The organism is Streptomyces sp. NPDC048291, from assembly GCF_043201715.1.
GTDB lineage: Bacteria > Actinomycetota > Actinomycetes > Streptomycetales > Streptomycetaceae > Streptomyces.
Genome location: NZ_JBICZC010000013.1, coordinates 176,792 through 202,447, shown reverse-complemented (window position 1 = coordinate 202,447; position 25,656 = coordinate 176,792). Strand labels below are relative to the sequence as shown.

General features: G+C 70.2%; 24 protein-coding genes and 5 tRNA genes. 13 read left to right on the top strand and 16 right to left on the bottom strand.

All coding sequences use genetic code 11. From position 1 onward, the window contains the following. Positions 1-85: 85 nt before the first annotated feature. Positions 86-586 carry a DUF4188 domain-containing protein gene (locus ACGF5O_RS33555; RefSeq protein ID WP_393813813.1) on the bottom strand — a complete coding sequence of 167 codons (501 nt, stop codon included), beginning with the start codon at positions 584-586 and terminating at the stop codon, positions 86-88. A 101-nt stretch (positions 587-687) separates the two neighbouring features. Here ACGF5O_RS33555 and ACGF5O_RS33550 point away from each other — a divergent pair, with 101 nt between their 5' ends. After that, positions 688-1,332 carry a MerR family transcriptional regulator gene (locus ACGF5O_RS33550; RefSeq protein ID WP_393813648.1) on the top strand — a complete coding sequence of 215 codons (645 nt, stop codon included), beginning with the start codon at positions 688-690 and terminating at the stop codon, positions 1,330-1,332. 60 nt (positions 1,333-1,392) lie between these two features. Here ACGF5O_RS33550 and ACGF5O_RS33545 read toward each other — a convergent pair. From ACGF5O_RS33545 to ACGF5O_RS33500, 10 genes are all read right to left on the bottom strand, one after another. Next, positions 1,393-1,465 (bottom strand) — tRNA-Glu (locus ACGF5O_RS33545). Between the two features lie 44 nt (positions 1,466-1,509). Then, positions 1,510-1,581: transfer RNA gene (locus ACGF5O_RS33540), tRNA-Gln, on the bottom strand. 21 nt (positions 1,582-1,602) lie between these two features. Next, a tRNA-Glu gene (locus ACGF5O_RS33535) sits at positions 1,603-1,675 on the bottom strand. 28 nt (positions 1,676-1,703) lie between these two features. Then, positions 1,704-1,776, bottom strand: a tRNA-Glu gene (locus ACGF5O_RS33530). A 21-nt stretch (positions 1,777-1,797) separates the two neighbouring features. Next, positions 1,798-1,869 (bottom strand) — tRNA-Gln (locus ACGF5O_RS33525). Between the two features lie 91 nt (positions 1,870-1,960). Beyond that, positions 1,961-2,704, bottom strand: a complete 744-nt coding sequence (locus ACGF5O_RS33520; RefSeq protein WP_393813647.1) for an HAD family hydrolase — start codon at positions 2,702-2,704, stop codon at positions 1,961-1,963. Between the two features lie 37 nt (positions 2,705-2,741). Then, the gene (locus tag ACGF5O_RS33515) at positions 2,742-4,985 is read right to left on the bottom strand and encodes a hypothetical protein (protein WP_393813646.1); all 2,244 of its coding nucleotides are present in this window, start codon (positions 4,983-4,985) and stop codon (positions 2,742-2,744) included. A gap of 172 nt (positions 4,986-5,157) precedes the next feature. After that, complete coding sequence (gltX, locus tag ACGF5O_RS33510; protein WP_393813645.1) at positions 5,158-6,642, bottom strand: glutamate--tRNA ligase; 1,485 nt, start codon at positions 6,640-6,642, stop codon at positions 5,158-5,160. Continuing rightward, a complete protein-coding gene (locus ACGF5O_RS33505) occupies positions 6,635-7,420 on the bottom strand; it encodes a fumarylacetoacetate hydrolase family protein (protein WP_393813644.1) in 786 nt (261 codons plus the stop codon). Before ACGF5O_RS33505 ends, gltX begins: the two co-directional genes overlap by 8 nt. Positions 7,421-7,543: 123 nt before the next feature. Beyond that, positions 7,544-7,732 carry a hypothetical protein gene (locus ACGF5O_RS33500; protein ID WP_093498891.1) on the bottom strand — a complete coding sequence of 63 codons (189 nt, stop codon included), beginning with the start codon at positions 7,730-7,732 and terminating at the stop codon, positions 7,544-7,546. A gap of 568 nt (positions 7,733-8,300) precedes the next feature. Between ACGF5O_RS33500 and ACGF5O_RS33495 the strand changes: the two genes are divergently transcribed. From ACGF5O_RS33495 to ACGF5O_RS33460, 8 genes are all read left to right on the top strand, one after another. Beyond that, a complete protein-coding gene (locus ACGF5O_RS33495) occupies positions 8,301-12,227 on the top strand; it encodes a nitrate- and nitrite sensing domain-containing protein (protein WP_393813643.1) in 3,927 nt (1,308 codons plus the stop codon). 9 nt (positions 12,228-12,236) lie between these two features. Beyond that, on the top strand, positions 12,237-12,650 hold the full coding sequence (locus ACGF5O_RS33490) for a roadblock/LC7 domain-containing protein (RefSeq protein ID WP_030382516.1): 414 nt from the start codon (positions 12,237-12,239) through the stop codon (positions 12,648-12,650). Positions 12,651-12,760: 110 nt separating this feature from the next. Then, positions 12,761-13,159 (top strand): DUF742 domain-containing protein, encoded by a 399-nt coding sequence (locus ACGF5O_RS33485; protein ID WP_019058642.1) that lies wholly within the window; start codon positions 12,761-12,763, stop codon positions 13,157-13,159. Continuing rightward, positions 13,140-13,715, top strand: a complete 576-nt coding sequence (locus ACGF5O_RS33480) for an ATP/GTP-binding protein (protein WP_046729249.1) — start codon at positions 13,140-13,142, stop codon at positions 13,713-13,715. The genes ACGF5O_RS33485 and ACGF5O_RS33480 overlap by 20 nt, the downstream gene beginning before the upstream one ends. A 392-nt stretch (positions 13,716-14,107) precedes the next feature. Then, positions 14,108-17,374, top strand: a complete 3,267-nt coding sequence (locus ACGF5O_RS33475; RefSeq protein WP_393813642.1) for a nitrate- and nitrite sensing domain-containing protein — start codon at positions 14,108-14,110, stop codon at positions 17,372-17,374. Positions 17,375-17,384: 10 nt separating this feature from the next. Next, on the top strand, positions 17,385-17,798 hold the full coding sequence (locus tag ACGF5O_RS33470; protein WP_033321188.1) for a roadblock/LC7 domain-containing protein: 414 nt from the start codon (positions 17,385-17,387) through the stop codon (positions 17,796-17,798). 96 nt (positions 17,799-17,894) lie between these two features. Next, positions 17,895-18,464: a DUF742 domain-containing protein gene (locus ACGF5O_RS33465; protein WP_393813641.1), complete on the top strand. Its 570-nt coding sequence runs from the start codon at positions 17,895-17,897 to the stop codon at positions 18,462-18,464. Then, on the top strand, positions 18,445-19,026 hold the full coding sequence (locus ACGF5O_RS33460; RefSeq protein WP_123973912.1) for an ATP/GTP-binding protein: 582 nt from the start codon (positions 18,445-18,447) through the stop codon (positions 19,024-19,026). The genes ACGF5O_RS33465 and ACGF5O_RS33460 overlap by 20 nt, the downstream gene beginning before the upstream one ends. Positions 19,027-19,321: 295 nt before the next feature. Here the strand turns inward: ACGF5O_RS33460 and ACGF5O_RS33455 are convergent, their stop codons facing one another. Next, a complete protein-coding gene (locus tag ACGF5O_RS33455; protein WP_393813640.1) occupies positions 19,322-19,522 on the bottom strand; it encodes an acyl-CoA carboxylase subunit epsilon in 201 nt (66 codons plus the stop codon). A gap of 35 nt (positions 19,523-19,557) precedes the next feature. Beyond that, positions 19,558-21,153, bottom strand: a complete 1,596-nt coding sequence (locus ACGF5O_RS33450) for an acyl-CoA carboxylase subunit beta (protein ID WP_393813639.1) — start codon at positions 21,151-21,153, stop codon at positions 19,558-19,560. A gap of 466 nt (positions 21,154-21,619) precedes the next feature. Here ACGF5O_RS33450 and ACGF5O_RS33445 point away from each other — a divergent pair, with 466 nt between their 5' ends. Continuing rightward, on the top strand, positions 21,620-22,213 hold the full coding sequence (locus tag ACGF5O_RS33445) for a YceI family protein (protein WP_393813638.1): 594 nt from the start codon (positions 21,620-21,622) through the stop codon (positions 22,211-22,213). 108 nt (positions 22,214-22,321) lie between these two features. On the opposite strand, the gene ACGF5O_RS33440 is transcribed toward ACGF5O_RS33445, so the two are convergent. Together ACGF5O_RS33440 and ACGF5O_RS33435 are read right to left on the bottom strand one after the other, a co-directional pair. Further along, positions 22,322-23,005 carry a DUF899 family protein gene (locus ACGF5O_RS33440; protein WP_393813637.1) on the bottom strand — a complete coding sequence of 228 codons (684 nt, stop codon included), beginning with the start codon at positions 23,003-23,005 and terminating at the stop codon, positions 22,322-22,324. Positions 23,006-23,085: 80 nt separating this feature from the next. Further along, entirely contained in the window at positions 23,086-23,520 is a 435-nt protein-coding gene (locus ACGF5O_RS33435) for a MarR family winged helix-turn-helix transcriptional regulator (protein WP_393813812.1), read from the bottom strand. An 85-nt stretch (positions 23,521-23,605) separates the two neighbouring features. Between ACGF5O_RS33435 and ACGF5O_RS33430 the strand changes: the two genes are divergently transcribed. The 3 genes from ACGF5O_RS33430 (at position 23,606) to ACGF5O_RS33420 (ending at position 25,189) form a co-directional block, all read left to right on the top strand. Further along, positions 23,606-24,385, top strand: a complete 780-nt coding sequence (locus ACGF5O_RS33430) for an oxidoreductase (RefSeq protein ID WP_393813636.1) — start codon at positions 23,606-23,608, stop codon at positions 24,383-24,385. Positions 24,386-24,456: 71 nt separating this feature from the next. Further along, on the top strand, positions 24,457-24,912 hold the full coding sequence (locus ACGF5O_RS33425; RefSeq protein ID WP_393813635.1) for an SRPBCC family protein: 456 nt from the start codon (positions 24,457-24,459) through the stop codon (positions 24,910-24,912). A 91-nt stretch (positions 24,913-25,003) separates the two neighbouring features. Beyond that, positions 25,004-25,189, top strand: a complete 186-nt coding sequence (locus ACGF5O_RS33420; protein ID WP_393813634.1) for a hypothetical protein — start codon at positions 25,004-25,006, stop codon at positions 25,187-25,189. 1 nt (position 25,190) lies between these two features. Here ACGF5O_RS33420 and ACGF5O_RS33415 read toward each other — a convergent pair whose 3' ends face one another. Further along, on the bottom strand, positions 25,191-25,598 hold the full coding sequence (locus ACGF5O_RS33415; protein ID WP_393813633.1) for an ATP-binding protein: 408 nt from the start codon (positions 25,596-25,598) through the stop codon (positions 25,191-25,193). Between the last annotated feature and the right edge of the window lie 58 nt (positions 25,599-25,656).

Genomic DNA, 25,656 nt, shown 5'->3' with positions numbered 1-25,656 from the left:
CCAAGCGAAGCAGCCCTTCGCACAGCCACCGGCCGTCAGTCGGCTGCCGCGCCATCGCGGCTGATCGCGCAGTTCCCCGCGCCCCCTACAGGGCGCTCCTGTGAGCGAAGCGGTCCTTTGCGTAGCGGCCTCGCTTCTCCACCGGGATCACGCCGCTTGCCGCGCCCAGGCCGAACTCCGGCATGTCGAAGTAGATCGACTCGTACGAGCCCTCGGGGGCGACGTACGTCTCGTGCCAGAGGCCCACGTGCGCGTGCAGCTTGCCCGCCTTCTCCTTGCGGTTCACGGCGCCCCACACCTTGTGGTGGAGCAGGCCCACCTCGCTCGCGTACGCGTACAGCTTCTCCTTGGACTCCCAGTACTGGACGACGTAGTACGTCCGCGGCGAGGCCGTCAGCAGGATGCGGCCGAGCAGCCCCCGGCCGGGGTCCCGCGCCAGCTCGGCCAGCATGCGGAACATCGACACCATGACCGGGAGCCACTGGTGGACCGCCCAGAAGTGGTTGATGCGCATGCCGATGAGCAGGACCACCGCGTCACCCTCGCGGGCAGCGGTCGTACGGCCCGGAATCGGTTTGGCGAACATGGAGACCATGTGGAGCGACACCCCCGGAGCCTTGTCGGATAGCGACACTATCCTTCTGTGGATGCTTGGATAGTGGCACTTACCAAGGAGGCGCGCAAGACATGCGGCTTGCCCGGTTGAGCGAGCGCAGCGGGGTGCCCGTCGCGACGATCAAGTACTACCTGCGCGAGGGGCTGTTGCCGCCCGGCCGCCAGGTCAACGCCACGACCGCGGAGTACGACGAGGAGCACCTGCGGCGGCTGCGGCTGGTGCGGGCGATGATCCAGGTGGGCCGGATCCCCGTGGCGACGGTCCGCGAGGTGCTCGGGCATGTCGACGACGACTCGCTGGGCCGCACGATCCGGGTGGGCGCCGCACTGTGGGCACTGCCGCAGCTCCCGGAGCCGGACGAGGACGACGAGTACGTGCGGGCCGCGCACCGGGAGGCCGACGCCCTGCTCGACACGCTCGGCTGGGAGAACGCCAAGCAGTTGACGACGATCTCCCCCGCGTACCGCCGGCTGGTGGTCGCGCTGGCCGCGTTCCGCCGGCTCGGCTACGACTGGGACGCCGAACTCCTCGTGCCGCGGGCGAAGTTGATGTACCAGGCGGCCGTCGCCGATCTGGACTTCATGGAGACGCAGCCGTCGGAGGAGGAGAAGGCGGAGGCTGCGGTGGCCAGCGCGGTACTGGTGGAGCCGATGCTGCAGGCCCTGCACCGACTGGCCCAGGAGGAGGAGTCGGCCCGGCGCTACGGTTTCGGGTAGGGCGCACCGTAGAGGTGAAAAAAAGAAGGCCCTCCGCCGAAGCGGAGGGCCTTCATCGCGTACCCCCGACCGGATTCGAACCGGCGCTACCGCCTTGAGAGGGCGGCGTGCTAGGCCGCTACACAACGGGGGCATGGATCTTACGAGCGCTTAGAACTACACCGCCGCAGATCCGAGCTGGTCTACCTGGACTCGAACCAAGACTAACTGAACCAGAATCAGTCGTGCTGCCAATTACACCATAGACCAATGATGGTTTAGACCAGTTCGTACCCCCGACCGGATTCGAACCGGCGCTACCGCCTTGAGAGGGCGGCGTGCTAGGCCGCTACACAACGGGGGCCCTAGCGATCATCCGTGGAAGATCTCCGTACCCCCGACCGGATTCGAACCGGCGCTACTGCCTTGAGAGGGCAGCGTGCTAGGCCGCTACACAACGGGGGCTTTGCAGATGAGCTCTGCGAGCTGGCCTACCTGGACTCGAACCAAGACTAACTGAACCAGAATCAGTCGTGCTGCCAATTACACCATAGGCCACTGGAACGCAAGCCCCTGAGGGGATCTTGTTCTAGTTTCGCGCCTCCGGTTCCGGCCTTTCGGCCCGCTCCCCGGCGGCGCAGGAAGAACATTACCTGAAGGTGGACGGGGCTCCAAAACGGGTATCGGCGCGGAGGATCGCGGACAGTTCGGCGAGGGAGGCGATCCGGTGCGGGCCGGCGGGGGCGTCGGCCCTGGTGGCCGGGCCGGTGGACAGCCCGTGGCGGTCGATCCACACCGACAGCAGCCCGGCGTCGGCGGCGCCGCGCCCGTCGATCTCCGGGTGGTCGCCGACGTACGCGACCTGGTGCGGGGCGAGTTCCAGCGCCGCGCAGGCCGCCAGGAAGGCGCCGGCGGCCGGCTTGGAGACGCCCAGTTCGGCCGCGCAGAGGACGGCCTCGAAGCGGTCGTACACCCCGAGCGTGCGCAGTTTGCGGTCCTGGACGTGCAGGCTGGAGTTGGACAGCACGGCGTGTCGGTATCCGCTCGCGAGGGCGTCCAGGGCGGGCAGGACGTCCGGGAAGAGGGTCCAGACGGCCTCGTAGTGCGTCAGGTACCGGTGGAACCAGTCGTCGGCCTCGGCGTCGGTCAGCTCACTCTCCAGGAACACCCGGACCCGGTCGCGGCGCTGGTCCTCGAAGGAGAGCTCGCCCGCCGAGAACCGCGCCCACTGCTGGTCGGTGATCTCCCGCCACCGCACCAGCGCCGCCTCCGCGCTCCCCCAGCCGGCGAGCAGCCCCTCCGCCGCCAGATGCGCCCGCATGCCCTCGCGGTCGGCGCTCGTGTAGTCGAAGAGAGTGTCGTCCACGTCCCACACCACGGCCCTGATCGTCATGACACCGACCGTACTCCGCGATACTCCGCGACCACCGTCAGCCCAGGGTGATCCCGCCGGACAGGGTCAGGGTCCGGCCCTGGCCGTCGCGGGGACGGGCGGTGAGCTTCCAGGTGTACCTGCCGGCCGCGGCGACGCCGCCGTTGCCGGTCCTGCCGTCCCAGGCCGGGCGGACGGCCGCGCCCGTGGAGGCGCCGGTCAGGGTGCGCCGGACCGTGCCCGAGGGGGTGGCGAGGGTCAGGGTCCACCTGGACGGCTTGTTCAGCTGCCACACCGGGGACCAGGGCGCGGACCCGGTGACGACGGACGGCGAGTAGACCTGCGCGTCCATCTGGGCGAGCGGTGAGGTGGGCACGCGGCTGGGGACGATCCACACCTTCTCGTAGCTGCCGAGGTAGGCGATCTGGCCGCCGAACCGGTCCACGGCCCAACGGCCGTTGCTCGCGCCGGTGTTCAGATCGGTCGAGGGCAGCACGGCCACGACGTGCGTCTTCGCGGTACCGGTGTGGACATCGGTGAGCAGCAGTTGGTGCGTGGTCCGGTTCTCGCGCACCAGGAAACCGTCACCCAGACGGGCCGGGGAGCGGCCGGCGGGCACGGAGATGTTGCGCTTCGCCGCCCGGTCGTAGACCCCGGCCGGGCCGGACGGGCCGCAGCTCCAGTAGAGCCTGCTGTTGACGGCCTGGATGTCGGTGGGCACGCACCGGGCGCCGGTGACCACGGTCGTCGTGGTCCTGCCGGTCTTCAGGTCGTGGCCGGTGATCGACCCCTTGGCGCTGCCGGGCGTCCACAGGACCTGGCCCCACAGGGCCGCGGTGGTGCGGTTCCGGCTGAGCGCGGTCTTTCCGGACGTGGCGCCGCGCGGGAAGTCCTCGATCTGCTGCACGCCGGGCGTACCGCCGTTGTAGAGGACGTAACGGCCGGTGCCGCCGGCGATGCGACCGCCGGAGTCGCCCGTGTCCGCGCTCGGCGAGGAGCCGGTGTCGAGGCCGGTCCGCAGCACGTTCTCGTGGCCGAGGGCGTCGGTGGACAGAACAGCGACACTGCCGTCGCCGAGTGCCTCCAGCTGCGGGCAGGCGGTGTCGCCCGGGAGGCAGCTCACGTCGCCCAGGACGGGGCTGCGCGGCGCCTGGGGGCCGACCGGGCTCCCGGAGGCGTCCAGCGCGAAGCCGGAGATCCGGTGGCCACGGCTCTGCCTGCCGTCGAGGAACAGCTCGCCCCCGGCCATGGCCAGCCCCTCGACCCGTTCCCGTCCGGGCGGGGCAGGGGCCACCTTCCGGGTGGCGGTGCCGCCGTCCGCGGTGGGGGTGACGCGATAGATGTTCCAGTCGACGTTGGAGGTGCCGGCGGTGGCGAGCGCGCCGCCGTCCGGGGTCGGGGCCATCCCGCCGGAGGAGTCCGCGAGGACGGTGCCGGTCCCGCCGGTGATCAGTGAGCGGGCCGTCAGCGCGGGCTTGGTGCCGCCCTGCAAGGGCTGGTTGCCGGTGAGGAGCTGGTCACCGACGACGGCCACCATCTCGGCGCCCCCGCGCGGCATCTGGGTGGGCTGGGTGCCCGGGGCGGCGTCGACGCGGATGTACCTCCAGTCGGCGACCAGCCAGCGGTCGTTGAAGCGGACCGTCGGATCGGCGGCCACCCCCGTGACGTAGGTGCGGAAGGTGCCGTCGCCCAGGTCCACGAGGCCCACGGAGGTCGTGCCGTCCAGGGTGTAGACGATGGCGGCCCGGCGGACCGAGCCGCCCGGGATGTAACCCGTCGGCACGGCGCCCGCGGGGAGTCCGGTCACCGGGAGGTCGGTGGTGGAGCCGTCGGCCGCGGCGCGCAGGACGTGCGGGGTGCCGGAGGCGTCCTGGGTGAGCACGCTCCAGCCGGAGGTGGTCCGGTAGGTCTGGCCGGCCGGGACGGTGACGGTGGCCGTCACGCCGGTCGAGCGGTGCCGCTGCGTGACCTGGGCGCCCTCGTCCCATGTGCTGACCACGTCGGTGCCGGTGGCCAGGTCGTCCGGGCCGGCGTGCGCGGGCGGGACGAAGCCCGGGTAGTCGACCCAGGTACCGGGGCCCGCGGCGGTCTGCGGCTCCCACTGGAACCCGGAATCCCCCGCCCACATGTAGTACACGACGGTCGGCTCCTCCGTCCGGAACGTGACGAAGCCGGCCGGCGACGGCACGGGCCCGGCCTGCGCGGGCGAGGTCGCTCCGGCGCAGGTCAGCGCCGCCGCTGCGGCGACGACGGCCGTGGCCAGTCTTCGCGAACGGATCACTTCGTCTCGTGAACGGGTCACGTCCCCCACCCCCTGCACCGGCCGCGCATGCACATCATGCGCACAGGAAACATCCAACGTGCACTCAGGAAGCGGGGCTCGGCCGTCCAGGTGAACTCCGGGAGACGGCCGGGAAACGCGTGCGGGGCGGCGGCCGGTGCCCCGGCCGCCGCCCCTGCCTACGCGCGCGTACCTACGCGGCAAGCTTCGCCAGCGCCGCGTCGATGCGGGCCAGCGTCCGCTCCTTGCCCAGGACCTCAAGGGACTCGAAGAGCGGCAGGCCGACCGTGCGGCCGGTGACGGCGACCCGGACCGGGGCCTGGGCCTTGCCGAGCTTGAGGCCGTGGGCCTCGCCGGCGGCCAGGACGGCCTCCTTCAGGGACTCGGCGGAGGTCCAGTCGGCCGGCTCCAGCTTCTCGCGGGCCGTGGCGAGGAGGGCGTCGCTGCCCTCCTTCATCGCCTTGGTCCAGGACGCCTCGTCCTCGACCGGCTCGGCGAGGAACAGGAAGTCGACGTTCTCGGTGATCTCCGAGAGGACCTTGAGGCGGGTCTGGGCGTGCGGGGCGATCGCCTCCCACTTCGCCTCGTCGAAGTCCTCCGGGGCCCAGGGCGCGAAGGGCGCCGTCAGCCAGGGGGCGCAGCGCTCCGTGAAGTCCTTCACGTCCAGCATGCGGATGTGGTCGGCGTTGATCGCCTCGCACTTCTTGAGGTCGAAGCGGGCCGGGTTGGGCTGGACGTCCGCGATGTCGAAGGCCGCGACCATCTCGCCGATCGAGAAGATGTCCTGGTCGGCGGAGAGCGACCAGCCCAGCAGGGAGAGGTAGTTGAGCAGGCCCTCGGGGAGGAAGCCGCGCTCGCGGTAGAGGTTGAGGGACGACTCCGGGTCGCGCTTGGAGAGCTTCTTGTTGCCCTCGCCCATCACGTAGGGCAGGTGGCCGAAGGCCGGGGTCTGCTTCGCGATGCCCAGCTCGGTCAGCGCCTTGTAGAGGGCGATCTGACGCGGGGTGGAGGAGAGCAGGTCCTCGCCGCGCAGGACGTGGGTGATCTCCATCAGGGCGTCGTCGACCGGGTTGACCAGCGTGTAGAGCGGGGCGCCGTTGGCGCGGACGATGCCGTAGTCCGGGACGTTCTCCGCGGTGAAGGTCAGCTCGCCGCGGACCAGGTCGGTGAAGGTGATCGTCTCGTCGGGCATCCGGAAGCGGACGATGGGGGTACGGCCCTGGGCCTTGTACTCCTCGACCTGCTCGGCGCTCAGGTCGCGGCAGTGGCCGTCGTAGCCGGACGGCTTGCCGGCGGCGCGGGCGGCCTCGCGGCGGGTGTCCAGCTCCTCCTGGGAGCAGTAGCAGTGGTAGGCGTGGCCGGCGTCGAGGAGCTTGGCGGCGACGTCGGCGTAGATGTCCATGCGCTGCGACTGGCGGTACGGCGCGTGCGGGCCGCCGACCTCGGGGCCCTCGTTCCAGTCGAAGCCCAGCCAGCGCATCGCGTCGAGCAGCTGGTCGTACGACTCCTCGGAGTCGCGGGCCGCGTCGGTGTCCTCGATGCGGAAGACCAGCGTGCCCTGGTGGTGCCGGGCGAACGCCCAGTTGAACAGGGCGGTGCGGACCAGGCCCACATGCGGGTTACCGGTGGGCGAGGGACAGAAACGTACGCGGACGGGAGTGCCGGATGCGCTAGCCACGCTTGACAACCTTGTTGGTGAGAGTGCCGATGCCTTCGATGGTGACGGCGACCTCGTCGCCGACGCTGAGGGGGCCGACCCCTGCCGGGGTGCCGGTGAGGATGACGTCGCCGGGGAGCAGCGTCATGGCCTCGGTGATGTTGACGATCAGGTCCTCGATGGAGTGGATCATCTCGCTCGTACGGCCGAGCTGGCGCTGTTCGCCGTTGACCGTGAGCTGGATCGTCAGGTCGGACGCGGTGGCGAGGTCCAGGTCCGTCTCCACCCAGGGGCCGAGCGGGCAGGCGGTGTCGAAGCCCTTGGCCCGGGCCCACTGCTTCTCGCGCTTCTGGACGTCCCGGGCGGTGACGTCGTTGGCGCAGGTGTAGCCGAAGACGACGTCCGCCACGCGCTCGCGCGGGACCTCGCGGCACAGCCGGCCGATGACCACGGCCAGTTCGGCCTCGTGGTGGAGGTCCTGGGAGAAGGACGGGTACTGGATCTCGTCGCCGGGGCCGGTCACCGAGGTGGACGGCTTGAAGAAGGCGAAGGGGGCGTCCGGGACCTCGTTGCCCAGCTCCTTCGCGTGCTCCGCGTAGTTGCGGCCGTAGGCGACGACCTTGCTGGGGAGCACCGGCGGGAGGAGCCGGACCTTGCTCAGCGGGACCTTGGTCCCGGAGAGCTCGAAGTCCGTGAACGGAATGCCCTTGATGATGTCGAGGACGAGTTCGTCCTGCTTGTCGCCTTCGACCGCGCCGAAGGCGACGTTCCCGTCGATGGAGAATCTGGCGATGCGCACGGGATCCTGCGCCCCTCACTGAACCGGCTGGAGTCTGACGCTCCAGGCTAACGTGATGAGGGGTGGCCGCCGCGGAATAACCCGGTCACCGGGTGGGTGAGTGATCGGCGGGCGGGTGCCGTACTACTCCGCGACCGAGGTCCCGGCCGGGATCTCCATGAGGATGGTGCGCCGGGGGTTGGCGGTCTGGGAGGGGAGATCGAGGGAGTGCTCGGGCAGCTCGGGGGTCTGCAGTTCCTCGGCGTCCTTGAGGTGGGCGAGGGTGGTGCGCCGGGGGTTGGCTATGTTGCGGAACATCATCGTCGTCTTCACGGTTGTACTGGACCCCGTCGTGTGTGGGTTGGCAGAGACTTCCCTCTTGTAAAGCGCCAGGCTAAACATCGAATTCCCGGCCGAAGCGGCGAAGAGGCCTGGATCCGCATGTGAGTTTGCTCACGGCCTCGGGGGCAAAGCGGTCATATCCGGCCGACAACTCACCGCAACGAAACGGACATTGGCGAACTGAACCTGTCATTCCGCTCCTGATCATGGCGACTGGGACACGGCCCACGCACCGGCGACTGACAGGGATACGCCCTTTATGTACGCGATCGACTTCGACATCTCGTAACGTGTCACTCACACGCTGTCACAGAGGTCACAGCTCGGTCCACGGCCCTTGTTGGAGATCCGGCACTGTGCTGGAATTCCACGGACCGCCGCAGGATCGAGCCGGCGCGCAGGGGGCGCAACGCAGCGCCGAGTGGCGGCGAGACAGGGGGAGCCAGCGCCGGTCACACTCACGACCAACAGGGTGCGCATTCAGGGCGCTCCCCGTTCAACGCCGACACCGTGTCCTTCCGTTCCCGGAGGGGCGCCTGGTCCAGAGGTTGCGACGCTAGTGCAGGGACGTTTCAAGAGGGATGGCAGCGCTTCGGCTGAGCCGGAGGCGCACGGCGGGACCGACCGCGGTTCCTCGCCCCAGCACGCCCAGAACCCGGGCCCGGCCCCGGCCGGCGGTGGTGGCGACGGCGGTGAGCGCTCCGGGCGCCCCGCCGTGTCGGCGTCTTCGGGGTCTTCGGGCCCCCAGCCGGCCGCAACTCCGACTCCGACGGTCAAGACCCCCCAGGGTCCGTCCAACCCGGGCTCGCGCATAGCCCTGCGCAACTGGCGTATCTCCACGCGCCTGGTGTCGCTGCTCGCGCTCCCCGTGGTGGCGGCGACGACGCTGGGCGCGGTGCGCATCAACCAGTCGCTCGACTCCATCCAGCAGCTCGACAACATGCAGCTGCTGACGGACATGACCACGCAGGCGACCGAGCTGGCCACCGCGCTCCAGACCGAGCGTGACAAGACCGCCGGTCCGCTGGCGCACAACGGCTCGCCCACGAGCCCCGCCGTCAAGGGCCTCGAGGACCAGACCGACCAGGCCCGCGAGAACTTCCTCAACGCCTCCGAGGAAATCGACACCGCGAGCAAGAACGGTCAGCTCCAGGGCGTCCGCGACAGCCTCGTCGGTCTGGCCGGCCAGCTGGACGACCTGGCGAAGATCCGCAAGGACGCCTATCAGCAGAAGGAGAACTCGACCCAGACGGTCGAGGCCTACCACCGGCTGATCACCCAGCTGATCGACCTCTCGCAGGACATGGCGCAGGCCTCCAGCAACCCGGAGATGATCCAGCGCACCCGCGCCCTGGCGGCGTTCTCCACCGCCAAGGAGTACGCGTCCGTGCAGCGCGCCGTCATCGCCGCGGCCCTGCCCGACAACGGCACCAGCTCCGGCGACCTCTCCGAGAACGACCGCCTGTACGGCGAGTCCGCCCAGGAGAGCGAGACCTCCGAGCTGACGATCTTCCGGAAGATCTACGCCGGCAACGCGGCCGACCTGCTCAGCCCGATCGACGGCAACAACCCGACGATCGAGTCCGCCGACACCTACGCCAAGCGTGCGCTCGGCGCCCAGAACGGTCTGAACGAGCTCAGCAAGCGCTCGTACCTGGACTGGGTCGACGACAGCTCGACCAAGATCGAGCAGATGCAGAAGATCGAGCACACGCTGCTCGAGGACATGGAGCAGAAGGCGCGCGAGCTGCGCAACTCCTCCGAGCAGTCGGCGATCATCTCCGGTGCGCTGATCCTGCTCGTCCTCGGTGTGTCGCTGGTCGGCGCCTTCATCGTGGCCCGCTCCATGATCCGCTCGCTGCGCCGCCTCCAGGAGACCGCCACCAAGGTCGCCCAGGACCGCCTGCCCGAGCTGGTCAAGCAGCTCTCCGAGTCCGACCCGCAGGACGTCGACACGTCCGTGGAGTCGGTCGGTGTGCACTCCCGGGACGAGATCGGCCAGGTGGCCGCGGCCTTCGACGACGTGCACCGCGAGGCGGTCCGCCTCGCCGCCGAGCAGGCCCTCCTGCGGGGCAACGTCAACGCGATGTTCACCAACCTCTCGCGCCGCTCCCAGGGCCTCATCCAGCGTCAGCTCTCGCTCATCTCCGAACTGGAGTCCCGCGAGGCCGACCCGGACCAGCTGTCCTCCCTCTTCAAGCTCGACCACCTCGCGACCCGTATGCGCCGGAACGGTGAAAACCTTCTGGTCCTCGCGGGTGAAGAGCCCGGCCGCCGCTGGACCCGCCCGGTCCCGCTGGTCGACGTGCTCCGCGCCGCCGCGTCCGAGGTGGAGCAGTACGAGCGCATCGAACTGGCCGCCGTGCCGACCACCGAAGTGGCCGGCCGCGTGGTCAACGACCTCGTGCACCTGCTCGCCGAGCTCCTCGAGAACGCCACCTCGTTCTCCTCCCCGCAGACCAAGGTCAAGGTCACCGGTCACGCGCTGCCCGACGGCCGCGTCCTGATCGAGATCCACGACACCGGCATCGGCCTCTCCCCCGAGGACCTCGCGGCGATCAACGAGCGGCTCGCCTCGCCGCCCACCGTGGACGTCTCCGTCTCCCGCCGCATGGGCCTCTTCGTGGTCGGTCGTCTGTCGCAGCGGCACGGCATCCGCATCCAGCTGCGGCCGTCCGACTCCGGTGGCACGACCGCGCTGGTCATGCTCCCGGTCGACGTCGCCCAGGGCGGCAAGAAGCCCGCTCCCGGCAAGCCCGGTGCCCCGGTCACGTCCGGCGGCCCGGCCGCCGCGCAGGCCGCGGCCGGTGCGGCCGCCGCCCGTCGCGGCAACGGCCAGGGCGGTGCCGGTGGTTCGCTCGGCGCGGGTGCCCCCGCCCCGGCGCTCGGCGGCGGTGCCCCCGCGGCCGGCGGACGCGGCGGTGCCCTCGGCTCCGGCGCCCCCTCCGGTGGCGGACTGCTCGGTGCCGGCGCGGCTCCGCGCGGCCAGGTCGGCTCCGGCCAGGGTCCCCGGGCCGCGCTGCCCGGCGCGGGCCCGAACAGCGGCCGTCCCGGTACGCAGCAGGGCGGCGGGCGCGGCTCGCAGGGCCGGCCGAACACGGGTGCCGGCGGCTTCGGCAACCAGGACGCGTTCGGCAACGCGCAGGACTCCTTCGGCGGCCAGGACGCCTTCGGCAACCGCACCCCGGTCCCGCCGCAGCGCTCCGCGAACTCCTCCGACCAGGGCCGTCAGCCCCAGCTGCCGCCGCGTGGCGGCCCGCGGGCCGAGCTGCCCGGTGCCAACCCGCCGGCCGGCCGCCCCAGCTGGAGCGACGACAACGCCCAGCCGCCGCTCTCCCGTGCCTCGCTGGACACCCCGCGCGGCCACGACGAGCGGGACCCGGCCCACACCGCGCCGATGCCCCGCATCGACGACCGGCAGGACTTCGGCGCCACCTCGCAGATGCCCGCGATCCCGCAGGCTCCGTCGACCGGCGAGTTCCCGCGCCCGGACTTCAACGCGCCGAACGGCTCGCAGAACACGGGGTCGTTCCCGCGGCCGGGCACCACCGGCCCGCAGGACACCGGTTCCTTCCCGCGCCCGAACGCGAACGGCCAGCACGACACGGGGTCGTTCCCGCGGCCCAACGTCAACGGCCAGCAGGACAACGGCCAGTTCGTGCGCTCCGACGTCTTCGGCACGCCGGCCGGACCGCAGAGCGGCTCCCAGAACACCGGGCAGTTCGCCACCCCGCAGGCCTACGACAACGGCTCCACCGGCCAGTTCGCCACGCCGTCCTCCTACGACGGCGGCTCCACCGGGCAGCACTCCCTGCCCGGCCGGCAGAACGGCTACGCGGGCAACGGCCAGAACGGCAACGCTCAGAACGGCAACGGCCAGTACGGCACGGGCCAGTTCGAGCGTCCGGGGACCAACGGCCGCGGCCTGGACTTCGGCGCGCCGCAGCGCCCGCCGGTCCCGCCCGCGCCGCCGGTCCGCCAGGAGCCCGAGGCGCTGCCGCCGGCCACCGGTCCCGGTGACGGTCGTACCCCGCTGTACGACACGCTGGAGACCAACTGGTTCCACGGCGGCCAGCAGGAGCAGCAGCACCAGAGCAACGGCAACGGCTCGGCACCGGTCCCGCCGATCCCGCCGGTGCCCACCCAGCCGCCGGCGCCCGCCGCCGCGGCCCCCCAGCGTCCCGCCCAGGCAACCTGGCGCACCTCCCCGAACGACGACCTCGTCCGGCAGGCGGAGCGCGTACGGCAGCCGGCGGCGGGCGGCGTCACCACCTCCGGTCTGCCGCGCCGGGTCCCGCGGGCGAACCTCGTCCCGGGCACGGCACAGCAGCAACAGCACCAAGCGGGTCCGCAGGTCTCGCGTTCGCCTGATGACGTTCGCGGCCGGCTGACCAATCTCCGTCGGGGTATCGCACAGGGTCGACAGGCCGGCACCGGCCCCCAGACCGGCACTTTCCCGAGCCCCACTCACCAGCAGGAGCGTTAGTTGAGTCCGATGAGCCAGGCGGCACAGAACCTCAACTGGTTGATCACCAACTTCGTGGACAACACCCCAGGTGTGTCCCACACCGTCGTCGTGTCCGCCGACGGCCTCCTTCTGGCGATGTCCGAAGGCTTCCCACGCGACCGTGCCGACCAGCTGGCGGCCGTCGCGTCCGGGCTCACCTCGCTGACGGCCGGGGCCTCCCGGATCTTCGAGGGCGGCAACGTGGCGCAGACGGTCGTCGAGATGGAACGCGGCTTCCTCTTCCTGATGTCCATCTCCGACGGCTCGTCCCTCGCGGTGCTGGCCCACCCGGAGTGCGACATCGGTCTCGTCGGCTACGAGATGGCGCTCCTGGTCGACCGCGCGGGCGCGGTGCTCACGCCCGACCTGCGCGCCGAACTGCAAGGCAGTCTGCTCCACTGACAGCCCGGATCCAACCCGCCTCACCAAATCACCGTCCGGCCGCCACAATCCCCCCACCGGCCACGTCCGACGGCTAGCCCGACCGACTTGCTGTCCCGCCCGGAGGAACGATGACCCCGCCCACCGCCTCTCATGATCCGTACGCGGAGCCGTACGGGGACGAGGGCGACCAGCCGCTGGTACGTCCTTACGCGATGACCGGCGGCCGGACCCGGCCGCGCTACCAGCTCGCCATCGAGGCGCTGATCAGCACCACGGCCGACCCGGCAGCGCTCATGGGGCTGCTCCCGGAGCACCAGCGCATCTGCCACCTGTGCCGCGAGGTGAAGTCGGTGGCCGAGGTCTCGGCCCTGCTCGCCATGCCGCTCGGTGTGGCCCGGATCCTGGTGGCCGACCTCGCCGAGGCCGGCCTGGTCGCCATCCACCAGCCGGGCGGCGACGAGAACAACGGCGGCGCTCCTGACGTGACGCTGCTCGAAAGGGTGCTCAGTGGACTTCGCAAGCTCTGACGGAGGCCGGGCCACCACCTCCGCGAAGATCGTGGTGGCGGGCGGCTTCGGCGTCGGCAAGACCACGTTCGTGGGAGCGGTCTCCGAGATCAACCCGCTGCGCACGGAGGCCGTGATGACGTCCGCCTCGGCGGGCATCGACGACCTGACGCACACCGGGGACAAGACCACCACCACGGTGGCCATGGACTTCGGCCGTATCACGCTCGACCAGGACCTGATCCTGTACCTGTTCGGCACGCCCGGCCAGGACCGCTTCTGGTTCATGTGGGACGACCTGGTGCGCGGTGCGATCGGCGCGGTGGTGCTCGTGGACACCCGGCGTCTGGCCGACTGCTTCCCCGCGGTCGACTACTTCGAGAACAGCGGCCTGCCGTTCGTCATAGCCCTCAACGGCTTCGACGGACACCAGCCCTACACACCCGAAGAGGTGCGCGAGGCGCTGCAGATCGGACCGGACGCGCCGATCATCACGACCGACGCCCGGCACCGCGCCGACGCGAAGAGCGCGCTGATCACGCTGGTGGAGCACGCTCTCATGGCGCGCCTGCGGTAGCCACCGCGCCGTAGCCAAGTTCGTCGTCGTGTACGGCAGTTGTCGTAAGGAAACCGGAGCCGACTGTGGCCTTTGACACGGTCGGCTTCGGTGTTCATAACGTTTCGGCAGAGGAATCCAGTGGTATCGCCACGCGTCGCGGTCACGCGGTACCGCTGCGCTCACAATGGCCCCGCCTTTTGGCGGGGCTCGCTCTTTATGACCGTTTTATCTGGGGCTTACATCCGTGCGCTCTGCCCCAATGGACTGTTTGGAAGTGCACCGGCCCCCGTGCTGGAATGCCTGAACTGCCCATTAGTCAACGACGTACTGAGTAGTGGTCTGAGACACACCGGGCTCTGAGAGACTGCGGCACGACGACAGGTGCCCGCCGCCGAGAGGTTGTTGGTCGAGTGAGGCGAAGCAAGAACGGTCCCGAGCCGTCGGCACGGGGCAACTTCACCCCGCCGCCGCGCGCTGCGGCGCCCACCCCTGTGCCAGCCGCGGAACCACCGGCCGCGCCCGCGAAGAGCGGCGGCCGTTTCTCCCCGCGGAACTGGCGAGTGCCGACCAGGCTGAACGCGATCCTGCTCATACCCGTGGCCGTCGGCCTCGTGATGGGCGGCTTCCAGGTGAAGAGCTCCATCGACACCTGGCAGGACGCCCGCGACGCGGAGAACACCGCGCGCCTGGTCCGTGCCGCCCTGTCCTACGGCGACGCCCTGTACAACGAGCGTGACGTCAGTGCGGCACCGCTGCTCCTGAACAAGGACAAGGCGACCGTCACCCAGGCCCGTGCCGCGACCGACAAGGCCGCCGACGCCTTCGACGCGGCCGCGCAGAACATGCCGCAGAAGCCGGGCCTGGAGCGCCGCCTGAAGCTGTTCCGCGAGGCGGAGCCCACCCTCACGAACCTGCGCGCCGCCGCGTACACCAGCAAGCTCGGCGGTGTGAAGACGGAAGAGGGCTACACCCAGGTCGCCCACCCGCTGATGGAGTTCGCCAACGAGCTCGGTCTGGGCACCGGAAACATCACCTCCTACGGCCGTACCGTCTACGCCATCTCGCTCACCAAGGCGGCCCTGTCGCTGGAGCGGTCGATCGGCATGCACCTGCTGGTCAAGCCCGGCCCGGACGCCGGCAACCTGGCCAGCCAGCGGGTCGCCCTCTCCTCGTACGCCTACCTCGAGGGCATCGCCGTCGAGGAGTACATCGGCGGTGGCACCGAGGCGGACGCGCAGAAGCTGACCGACCTCGAGAAGAAGATCAAGACCGACGGCGCGGCGCTGGTCCAGCAGGCCAAGGCCAAGGACCCGAACTACGTGGCCCCGCCGTCCGGTGCCAACGCGATGGTCTCCGCGCTGGCGACGCTCAAGGACACCGACCCCGGCACCCGCCAGGCGCTGGCCACCCAGGGCGTCACCGCCGACAACTGGTGGACGGTCAACACCCTCAAGTACCAGGCCTACCGCACGATCGAGTCGGACATGGCCGACAAGGCGGTGAGCGAGGCCTCCGACATCGCGGACAGCGCGAAGACGGACGCCTTCATCACGGGTGCCGCGGTCATGGTCGCGCTGCTCGCCGCGTTCATCCTGGCCGGCATGGTGGCCCGCCAGATGTCCCGCTCGATGCGCCAGCTGCGCAACGCCGCCTTCGGCATCGCCGAGCAGCGCCTGCCGATGCTGGTCGACCAGCTCTCCCGCACCGACCCGGGCCGGGTCGACACCCGGGTGGCACCGATCCCGATCACCTCGACCGACGAGATCGGCGAAGTCGCCCGCGCCTTCGACCAGGTCCACCGCGAGGCCGTCCGGCTCGCCGCCGAGCAGGCCCTGCTGCGGGGCAACATCAACGCGATCTTCACCAACCTGTCGCGCCGCAACCAGTCGCTGATCGAGGGCCAGCTGACCCTGATCACCGACCTGGAGAACAACGAGGCCGACCCGGACCAGCTGGAGAACCTCTTCAAGCTGGACCACCTCGCGACCCGTATGCGCCGCAACGGCGAGAACCTCCTGGTCCTCGCCGGCGAGGAGCCCGGCCGCCGCTGGGACCAGCCGGTCCCGCTGGTCGACGTGCTGCGCGCCGCCTCCTCCGAGGTGGAGCAGTACGAGCGCATCGAGCTCTCCGGCGTCCCGGAGGCCGAGATCCACGGCCGTGCCGTGACCGACCTCGTGCACCTGCTCGCCGAGCTGCTCGAGAACGCCACCACGTTCTCCTCGCCGCAGACCAAGGTCCGCGTCACCGCGACCCGTCTCCCCGACGGCCGCATCATGATCGAGATCCACGACAAGGGCATCGGCCTCACCGCCGAGGACTTCGCGGACATCAACCACAAGCTGGCCAACCCGCCGACCGTGGACGCCGCGATCTCGCAGCGCATGGGTCTGTTCGTGGTCGGCCGGCTGTCCGACCGGCACGGCATCCGGGTCCAGCTGCGCCCCTCGGGCGAGCAGGCCGGCACCACCTCGCTGGTCATGCTGCCGGACGCGATCACGCACGGCGGTGGCGGCGAACAGCAGGTGGACCGCGACAATTTCACCGTCTCGCAGATCATCCCGGAGCAGCAGTTCCAGGCCGAGAACTTCAGCCAGCCGCAGCTCCAGCCGATGCGTACGGCGGCCGAACTCGGCTTCGACGACAGCCGCTACATCGAGGTCCCCGACGACATCCGCGACCTCGACCCCGTGGGCCGCTCGCTGATGCGCGAGGAGCGCCGTGCGGCCCTTGAGGCCCAGGCGCAGCCCCCGCAGGGCGCACAGGCCCCGCAGGCGCCCCAGGAGACCGCCGAGATCCCGGCGTACACCGACGAGTTCGACAGCGGCCGGCAGGGCTACGACACGAACGGTACGGGCTACCAGGAGCAGCCCACGGGCTACGACGGGCAGCCGGCGTACCAGGAGCAGCCGCAGGGCGGGTACGACGAGCAGTACTACGCGCCGAACGGCGGCCTGCCGCAGAACGACACGTTCGCCCCCGACGCGTTCTCCGTCAACGCCGGCTACCCGGAGCCCGGTTACCCGGAGCCGGTCCAGGAGGAGCCCGCGGCCGCGCAGGCCGCCGCCGCGGACGCCTTCCCGGCCTTCGGCGAGCAGCCCTACCAGGACGACTGGCCGCAGCAGGACGGTTACACGAACGGCTACCCGGCCCAGTACGCTCCCCAGGCGGAGTCGGCGCAGGCCGGTGACGTGGGCGAGCGGAACCACGTAGGCTTCGACCGTCCGGGAACGGCCCCCTCCAACGGCCACCAGCTGACCGACGCAGGGCTGCCCCGCCGGGGCTCCGGCGGCGGCGGCCCGAAGGGCGCGGGTCACGTGCAGCAGGCTCCGGCCGCCGCACCGGCGGCGCCGGCGGCCCCCTCGGCTCCCGAACCGGCCGGCGACGACTCCTGGCGCTCGAAGAACGACGAGCGCTGGCAGCAGGCCTCGGCGCTGCGCAAGCCCAAGGCGGGCGGGGTCACCTCCTCCGGCCTGCCGAGGCGGGTACCCAAGGCCAACCTGGTCGAGGGAGCCGCCGCGAGCACCCCCCAGGGAGGCCCTCAGGTCTCCCGCGCCCCGGAGGACGTCCGGGGCAGGCTGAGCAACCTGCGTCGAGGCGTCCAGCGCGGACGCAGCGCAGGCAGTGAAACGAACGGCCAGGGCTTCGGTCCTGACAGCACCTACAACCAGGAGCGTTAGTGTGAGCCCGATGAGCCAGGCGGCACAGAACCTGAACTGGTTGATCACCAACTTCGTGGACAACACCCCGGGGGTGTCCCACACGGTGGTGGTCTCCGCCGACGGACTCCTTCTGGCGATGTCCGAAGGCTTCCCCCGCGACCGCGCCGACCAGCTCGCGGCCGTCGCCTCCGGTCTGACGTCTCTGACGGCAGGCGCCTCCCGGATCTTCGAGGGCGGCAGCGTGAATCAGACGGTTGTGGAGATGGAGCGGGGGTTCCTGTTCATCATGTCCATTTCCGATGGTTCCTCACTCGCGGTCCTTGCCCACCCGGAGGCCGACATCGGCCTGGTTGGGTACGAGATGGCCCTTTTGGTGGACCGCGCGGGCACGGTTCTTACCCCGGATCTGCGTGCGGAACTCCAGGGAAGCCTTCTCAACTAATAGTCAGACGGTGCGTTTTCGCGTCCCGGGGCCGTAAGGTTTCGGGACGCGGCTCCACAAGGATGGGTGCCCGGCACGGTCGGAGGAGGAGAGAAAGTGGCAACACCCCCAGGCGGTTCTAATAACGGCAACTGGTCGTACGGGCCTGCGCAGGGCCAGGGCGACGGTTCCGGGAACCGGTACAACTTCCCCTCCACGCCCAGCCACCGGCAGCCGTACGCCCCGCAGGGCCCCGGCCCGTCCCCGTACGACCAGCCGCCGGCACCGCGCATCCAGCCGGTGCAGCCGCAGCGCCGCCCCGAACCGGCGCCGGCCTCGGGGGCCAGCAACCCCCTGGTGCGCCCGTACGCCATGACCGGCGGCCGGACGCGCCCGCGGTACCAGCTCGCCATCGAGGCGCTGGTGCACACCACCGCGCAGCCGCACCAGATGCAGGGCCAGTTGCCCGAGCATCAGCGGATCTGCAACCTCTGCCGGGAGATCAAGTCGGTGGCCGAAGTCTCGGCCCTGCTGTCGATCCCTCTCGGCGTGGCCAGGATCCTCGTCGCCGACTTGGCGGAGGCGGGCCTGGTCGCCATCCATCAGCCCGGCGGCGACGAGAACGCCGGTGGCCAGCCAGACGTGACACTGCTCGAAAGGGTGCTCAGTGGACTTCGCAAGCTCTAGCGGCGGTCCTTCCCGCTCCACCACCTCCGCGAAGATCGTGGTGGCGGGCGGCTTCGGCGTGGGCAAGACCACGTTCGTCGGTGCCGTCTCGGAGATCAACCCGCTGCGCACAGAGGCCGTGATGACGTCCGCGTCTGCCGGCATCGACGACCTCACCCACACCGGGGACAAGACGACCACCACGGTCGCCATGGACTTCGGCCGCATCACCCTGGACCAGGACCTGATCCTGTACCTGTTCGGCACCCCCGGCCAGGACCGCTTCTGGTTCATGTGGGACGACCTGGTACGCGGCGCCATCGGCGCGATCGTCCTGGTCGACACCCGGCGTCTCGCCGACTGCTTCCCCGCGGTCGACTACTTCGAGAACAGCGGCCTGCCGTTCGTCGTGGCACTCAACGGCTTCGACGGCAGCCAGCCGTACAACCCCGAAGAGGTCCGCGAGGCCCTCCAGATCGGCCCGGACACCCCGATCATCACGACGGACGCGAGGCATCGTGCCGATGCGAAGTCGGCGCTGATCACCCTGGTCGAGCACGCTCTGATGGCCCGGCTGCGGTAGCTTCCGGCCACCGGGTTGCCACGACCGGTCGCTCGCCGACCGCGGGCGGATCGTGGCTTGTCGCGCAGTTCCCCGCGCCCCTGACGGGGCGCGTCGCAGGGCCCCTTCTTTGAAGGGGCCCGAACTTTTTGCCACGGCCGCAGCCCGTCACTTTCTTTCCGCCGCAACGGCGCTTGCCGCGACGGCGGTGTTCGGCGGTGCCGAAGCGGCCGACAGCCCTTGGCGCACACGGAGAAGGGCCCCTCTTGAGTAGAGGGGCCCTTCTCCATACCTGCTGTCGGCTGAGCGGCGCGGCCTAGCCGTGCCAGCTGTGCGGAGCGCGGAAGCCGTTCTCGCGCTCCAGGCGGCGCCAGGCGGCCTTGGCGTGGCGGTGGTGGGGGTGCTCGGTGTCGGCGGTCGGCCGGGCGGCCGCGCGGGCCAGGAGGACCGCCGTTATGGCGGCGACTTCCTCCGGGTCGGCATTGCCCTTCTCGACGCGGATGTCAGGCACGTTCATGGGTGTCAGTCTCCGTGAGAGAGGTTTCCGCAGGATTACTGCGGGGGGTTGCCGTGCTTACGGGACGGCAGGTCGGCGTGCTTGCTGTGCAGCATCGCCAGCGACTTGGCGAGCACCTCGCGGGTCTCGGCCGGGTCGATGACGTCGTCGACCAGGCCGCGCTCGGCCGCGTAGTAGGGGTGCATCAGCTCGGACTTGTACTCCTTGACCATGCGGGCCCGCATGGCCTCGGGGTCCTCGGCGGAGGCGATCTGCCGTCGGAAGATCACGTTGGCGGCACCTTCGGCGCCCATGACCGCGATCTCGTTGGTCGGCCAGGCGTACGTGAGGTCGGCGCCGATCGACTGGGAGTCCATGACGATGTAGGCACCTCCGTACGCCTTGCGCAGGATCAGGGAGATCCGGGGCACGGTCGCGTTGCAGTAGGCGTAGAGGAGCTTCGCGCCGTGCCGGATGATCCCGCCGTGCTCCTGGTCGACACCGGGGAGGAAGCCCGGTACGTCCAGGAATGTGACGATCGGAACATTGAAAGCGTCACACATCTGAACGAAGCGCGCAGCTTTTTCGCTCGCCTCGATGTCCAGGACGCCGGCGAGGACCTGGGGCTGGTTGGCGATGATGCCGACGACCTGGCCGTCGATCCGGGCCAGCGCGCAGATGATGTTCCGCGCCCAGCGCTCGTGGACCTCCAGGTACTCGCCGTCGTCGACGATCTCCTCGATGACCTTGGTCATGTCGTACGGCCGGTTGCCGTCCGACGGGACGAGGTCGAGGAGGACGTCGCTGCGGCGGTCGACGGGGTCCGTGGACTCGACGCGCGGCGGGTTCTCGCGGTTGTTCTGCGGAAGGAGCGAGAGGAGGTAGCGGACCTCCGCGATGCAGGTCTCCTCGTCGTCGTACGCGAAGTGGCAGACGCCGGAGGTCTCCGCGTGGACGTCGGCGCCGCCGAGCCCGTTCTGGGTGATCTCCTCGCCGGTGACCGCCTTGACGACGTCCGGGCCCGTGATGAACATCTGCGAGGTCTCGCGGACCATGAAGACGAAGTCGGTGAGGGCGGGGCTGTAGGCCGCGCCGCCCGCGCACGGGCCGAGCATGACCGAGATCTGCGGGATGACGCCCGAGGCCTTCGTGTTGCGCTGGAAGATGCCGCCGTAGCCGGCGAGGGCGGAGACGCCCTCCTGGATACGGGCGCCGGCGCCGTCGTTCAGCGAGACCAGCGGGGCACCGGCCGCGATGGCCATGTCCATGATCTTGTGGATCTTGGTGGCGTGGGCCTCGCCCAGCGCGCCGCCGAAGATCCGGAAGTCATGGGCGTAGACGAAGACGGTACGGCCGTCGACCGTGCCCCAGCCGGTGATGACACCGTCGGTGTACGGCTTCTTGGCCTCCAGGCCGAAGCCGACCGCGCGGTGCCGGCGCAGCTGCTCGACCTCCTGGAAGGAACCCGGGTCCAGGAGCAGCTCGATGCGCTCCCGGGCCGTCAGCTTGCCCTTGGCGTGCTGCGCCTCGGTCGCCTTCTCGCTGGGGCCCGCCACGGCCGCCGCACGGATCTCGTGCAGCTCGGCGACCCGCCCGCGCGCGTCCGTAGGTTCACCGGTGGGCTCGCCCGTCGTCTCTTCCAAAACGGTCATGTAGTGACCTTACGAAGGACACCAAGGAATGCGAGACGTCGACTCCGTACAGTCTCCGACGCGTTTTCCTGGAACCACTGAACAGAACCAGAACGGCATGCAGCCGTTCCGACTGCTCAGAGGGCTTCGTCGTTGTAGGGGTGCCACAAAGGCGGGGCTGAGATGCGCCTCACATTCACCGGCGGTCCATACCACCCGCGGAGTGATACAGGCCTCCGGACGGCGGTTCACCCACACAGAGCCTAGCGGCTCTCCCCAGCGGGTCCCGGCGCGACATCGAGCGACGCGACGTTACGGTGAGTAATGGTCGTGACACGCGGGTCGATGATGTTGAAGGTTGAAGGGAATGGGTCTACGGTGTCTCTCGTTGAGTTCGTTGAACGTTAAACATCAAGGCCGCGCCTTCCGCATGTACCGCTGCACGCACCGCTTCGAAGTCGCGACCCGTCCCCTCAAGGAGCACCTCATGGGCATCTTCGGCCGCAAGAACGACGAGACCACCGCCGGCACCAGCGCCGACACGGCCGCACTGACCGGCGACTACACGATCGACCCGGCGCACACCACGCTCGGCTTCGTGGCCCGGCACGCCATGGTCACCAACGTGAAGGGCAGCTTCCAGGAGTTCGAGGGCACCCTGCACCTGGACGGCTCGGACCCGTCCAAGTCCACGGCCTCCCTCGACATCAAGATGGACAGCATCACCACCGGCAGCCCCGACCGCGACGGTCACCTGAAGTCGGCCGACTTCTTCAAGATCGACGAGTTCCCGACGATGACCTTCCGCTCCACCGAGGCCGAGGCCCTCGGCGGCGAGGACTACCGCATCACCGGCGACCTCACGATCCTCGGTGTCACCAAGCCGGTCACCATCGACCTGGAGTTCAACGGCGCCGCCAAGGACCCGTTCGGCAACGAGCGCGTCGGCTTCGAGGGCAAGGCCGAGATCAAGCGCTCCGACTGGGGCGTCACCTGGAACGCGACGCTGGAGACCGGTGGCGTCCTCGTCTCCGACAAGATCAAGCTGAACTTCGACATCTCGGCGATCAAGAACGCGTGATCCCGCGGCGCCGGACCGCCGGCCCCGACCACGCCCGCTGAGCGCCGCCCTCCACTCCCCCGAGGGCGGCGCTCCGCCGTGTCCGGACGGTCCCGCGGGCCCCCGGCCCTAGTAGTCGACGGTCGGATACCAGTCCCCGCGCCCCTGCGGGGTCAGGTCGAGCAGGTGCCAGACGGGGGTCAGCAGGTCGATGCCGCGCTCCTGGATGTCGTCGGCCATGCGGGGATGGGCGGAGTAGGTGTGCCGGACCGTGCCGTCGCCGTCGCGGGTGAAGACGGAGACCGTGGAGTCCTGCGCGCCGTCCTCGTCCTCGCTGCCCAGGTCGTACTTGAACGTGCTGTCACCGCAGCTGAGCAGCCGCAGCCGGTGCCAGCCGCGGTCGCGGGCGTACTTCCGGAGGGTGGACGGGTCGGCAGCCGCCGCGACGACGAAGTCCGCGTTGCGGGTGACGTGGTGGGCGATGCCGTCGTAACCGTCGATCCACAGCGTGCACATCGGGCAGGCACCGGTCTGGAGCTTGCCGTACATGAAGTGGTAGACGATCAGCGGCCGTCCGGGCGCGGAGAACAGCTCGCTCAACGCGACCTCGCGGACCGGGGTGTCACCGGCGTCGAGGTCGGAGGGGCCTTCGAGGAAGACGTAGTCGTCGACGGGCGGCCCCTGCGGGAGCGCCCGGCGCCGGGCCGCGACCTCCTCCCGGTGCCGCATGAGCTCGATCTCGGCCAGCCGCAGCTCCTCGCGGGCGCCGAGATATTCCTCGGACTCCCCGGCCAGCCTGGTCTGCCGCGCCATCGCGTCCTCCCGGATCGGGATCCCCCTCCCGGACTCTCAAGTCTAGGGCGGCCATCCGGCTCACTCACCTGCGTGGGCCGTCAGGCCTGGAGGGTTTCTGCGCGGTGAAGGGCCCGCTTGAGCAGACCCTCCAGCGCGTCCTGCTCGGCCTGCGTCAGGCCGGCGAACAGGGGTTCCTCGGCCAGGACCTTCAGCAGCCGTTCCCGCAGCCCGGCACCCTCCGGGGTCAGGACGAGCTGCTTGGCCCGGCGGTCGGTGGGGTGGGGACGGCGCTCTATCAGTTGCAGGCCCTCCAGCTTGTCGATCACGACGGTGGCATTGGACGGTTCGCAGCTCATCCGCCCGGCCAGCTCGCGCATGGTCATCGGACCGGTCATCTCGCGCAGGGCCGAGGCCTGCGCGACGGTCAGACCGAGCCCGGCCACCCATTCACGCATGCGCGCACTGCTCTGCATGTCCAGGTCGTGCACCAGCTTGCCCAGCTCCCACTGCGCTTCCGCCTGCGCCTTCGTCATAGCCATGACTCCAGACTACCCAACTGCTTCAACCCATGATAGATATGACTTGAAGCATTCAAGTCATATGCATTGGAGGAGCCCCATGAACCTCGACCTCACGGGCAAGACCGCCGTCGTCACCGGCGCCGGCCGGGGCATCGGCCTGGCCACCGTCCGGACCCTGGTCGGCGAGGGCGTCCGCGTCGTGGGCGCCGCGCGCACCATCACGCCCGAGCTGAAGGAGACCGGCGCCCACACCGTGTCGGCGGACCTGAGCACCGCGGAAGGCGTCGCCGCCCTCATCGACGGCGCGCTGACCGAACTGGGCGGCATCGACCTGCTGGTGAACAACGTGGGCGGCGGGGACGAAGCCGTCATGGGCTTCCTCGACGCCGACGACACCCAGTGGACCCGCATGTTCGACATCAACGTGCTCGCCACCGTCCGCGCCACGCGCGCGGCCCTGCCCAGCCTGATCGAGCATCGCGGGGCGATCGTCAACATCTCCTCCACCGTCGCCCGCCTGCCCGTGGGAGTCCCGGCCAGCTACAGCGCCGTCAAGGCGGCGGTCACCGCGCTCGGCAAGTCCCTGGCCGAGGAGTTCGGCCCCCGGGGCGTGCGCGTGAACACCGTCTCCCCCGGCCTGGTCCGCACCACCGTCTACGAGGACCCCGACGGCCCGGTCGCCCAGCTGGCCGCGGCAGCGGGCGTCGGCCTCGCCGACTTCGTCCAGCAGATCGCGAAGTCCCAGAACATCACCACCGGCCGCATGAGCGAAGCCGAGGAGGTCGCGGCCCTGGTCGCATTCCTGCTGTCCGACGTGGCCGGCAACATCACCGGCGCCGACTACGTCATCGACGGCGGCACCGTCAAGACGGTCTGAACCAGCCGTCCGCCCGCCGCGGCGGCGCGCAGAACCCAGCACTTCACCCCATGAACACGGAGGTCAGACCCATGGCTCACGTCGTCGTCGCGTCCGCCGAGCGCACTGTCGACGCTCCCGCGGACGAGGTCTACCGGTACCTGGCAGACACGCAACTGCACTCCCGGTTCCTGCCGCCCCCCTTCTACGACTTCCGAGCCGAGGAGGGCGGCGTGGGCACGGGCAACGTCGTCCGATTCAAGATCGACTTCGCTGGGGGCGTCCGGGAGCTGCGGATGCGGGTCACCGAGCCGGAACCGGGCCGAACCCTGGTCCACACCGACACCGGCGGCTCCGGCCTCGTCACCACGTTCACCGTGACCCCGCACGGCGAGCAGGCGCTGGTGAACATCACCTCCCGCTTCGACGGCGAGACCGGCTTCGCCGGCTTCGTCGAGCGGATCATCGCGCCGCGCAGGCTGCACCGCGTCCACGACAAGGAACTCGCCCGCCTCGACGCCTACGCCCGCGAGGAAAGGGCGCAGTGACATCCGCAGTCACCTCGCAACGGCACCCGTACGCACCGACACGGCCAAGCGCCCGGGACAACAGCTTGCGAAGGCATGGAACCACCTGGGAGTGGCCCCGCAGGGCCTCGGCCGGTTCGACGAAGCCGCCGACGCCCACAGTCGTGCTTGGGGCTGGAACAGTTTCCTGAAGGACGGCCACGCAGAAGCAACGGCATGGCTCAACCTCGAAACCGCGCTTCTCGCCATGGTCCGCCACGAGGAGGCTGCGGCAGCCCTTCGACTCGCCGAGTCGTAGATCATCCCCGCACCTCGAACTCGCACCACACCACCTTCCCCGGCTCCCGCTCCCCCGCCCCCCACTTGTCCGCGAGCAGCGTGACCAGGAGCAGGCCCCGGCCGCCCTCCGACTCCGGTGACATGTCGCCGTAGCGGAGTTCGCCGGGGCCGCTGTCGTGGACCTCGGTGCGGAGGACTCCGTCGGGGTGCAGGGCCAGCCGGAGGCGGAAGCCGCGGCCCGGGGGGACGCCGTGGAGCAGTGCGTTGGTGGCCAGTTCGCTCACGCAGAGCAGCACGTCGTCGGCGCGCGGGCCGACCCGCCAGTCGGCCAGGGCCGCGCGCGTGAAGTCGCGTGCCATGCCGACCGATCTGCGGTCCCGGCGGTAGAACGCCTCGCGGGTGTGGGGGGTTTGGGGTTCCGGGTTCATGAGGCGAGTGTCACCGTGAGTGATTAGCATGGATCAGTGAGTGAGGTCGTAGTTCCGA

Coding starts and splice junctions, on each gene's coding strand:
- ACGF5O_RS33555 (WP_393813813.1), bottom strand. CDS start 586: ATGTTCGCCAAACCGATTCCGGGCCGTACGACCGCTGCCCGCGAGGGT.
- ACGF5O_RS33550 (WP_393813648.1), top strand. CDS start 688: ATGCGGCTTGCCCGGTTGAGCGAGCGCAGCGGGGTGCCCGTCGCGACG.
- ACGF5O_RS33520 (WP_393813647.1), bottom strand. CDS start 2,704: ATGACGATCAGGGCCGTGGTGTGGGACGTGGACGACACTCTCTTCGAC.
- ACGF5O_RS33490 (WP_030382516.1), top strand. CDS start 12,237: ATGAGCCAGGCGGCACAGAACCTCAACTGGTTGATCACCAACTTCGTG.
- ACGF5O_RS33485 (WP_019058642.1), top strand. CDS start 12,761: ATGACCCCGCCCACCGCCTCTCATGATCCGTACGCGGAGCCGTACGGG.
- ACGF5O_RS33470 (WP_033321188.1), top strand. CDS start 17,385: ATGAGCCAGGCGGCACAGAACCTGAACTGGTTGATCACCAACTTCGTG.
- ACGF5O_RS33455 (WP_393813640.1), bottom strand. CDS start 19,522: ATGAACGTGCCTGACATCCGCGTCGAGAAGGGCAATGCCGACCCGGAG.
- ACGF5O_RS33450 (WP_393813639.1), bottom strand. CDS start 21,153: ATGACCGTTTTGGAAGAGACGACGGGCGAGCCCACCGGTGAACCTACG.
- ACGF5O_RS33445 (WP_393813638.1), top strand. CDS start 21,620: ATGGGCATCTTCGGCCGCAAGAACGACGAGACCACCGCCGGCACCAGC.
- ACGF5O_RS33440 (WP_393813637.1), bottom strand. CDS start 23,005: ATGGCGCGGCAGACCAGGCTGGCCGGGGAGTCCGAGGAATATCTCGGC.
- ACGF5O_RS33435 (WP_393813812.1), bottom strand. CDS start 23,520: ATGACGAAGGCGCAGGCGGAAGCGCAGTGGGAGCTGGGCAAGCTGGTG.
- ACGF5O_RS33430 (WP_393813636.1), top strand. CDS start 23,606: ATGAACCTCGACCTCACGGGCAAGACCGCCGTCGTCACCGGCGCCGGC.
- ACGF5O_RS33425 (WP_393813635.1), top strand. CDS start 24,457: ATGGCTCACGTCGTCGTCGCGTCCGCCGAGCGCACTGTCGACGCTCCC.
- ACGF5O_RS33415 (WP_393813633.1), bottom strand. CDS start 25,598: ATGAACCCGGAACCCCAAACCCCCCACACCCGCGAGGCGTTCTACCGC.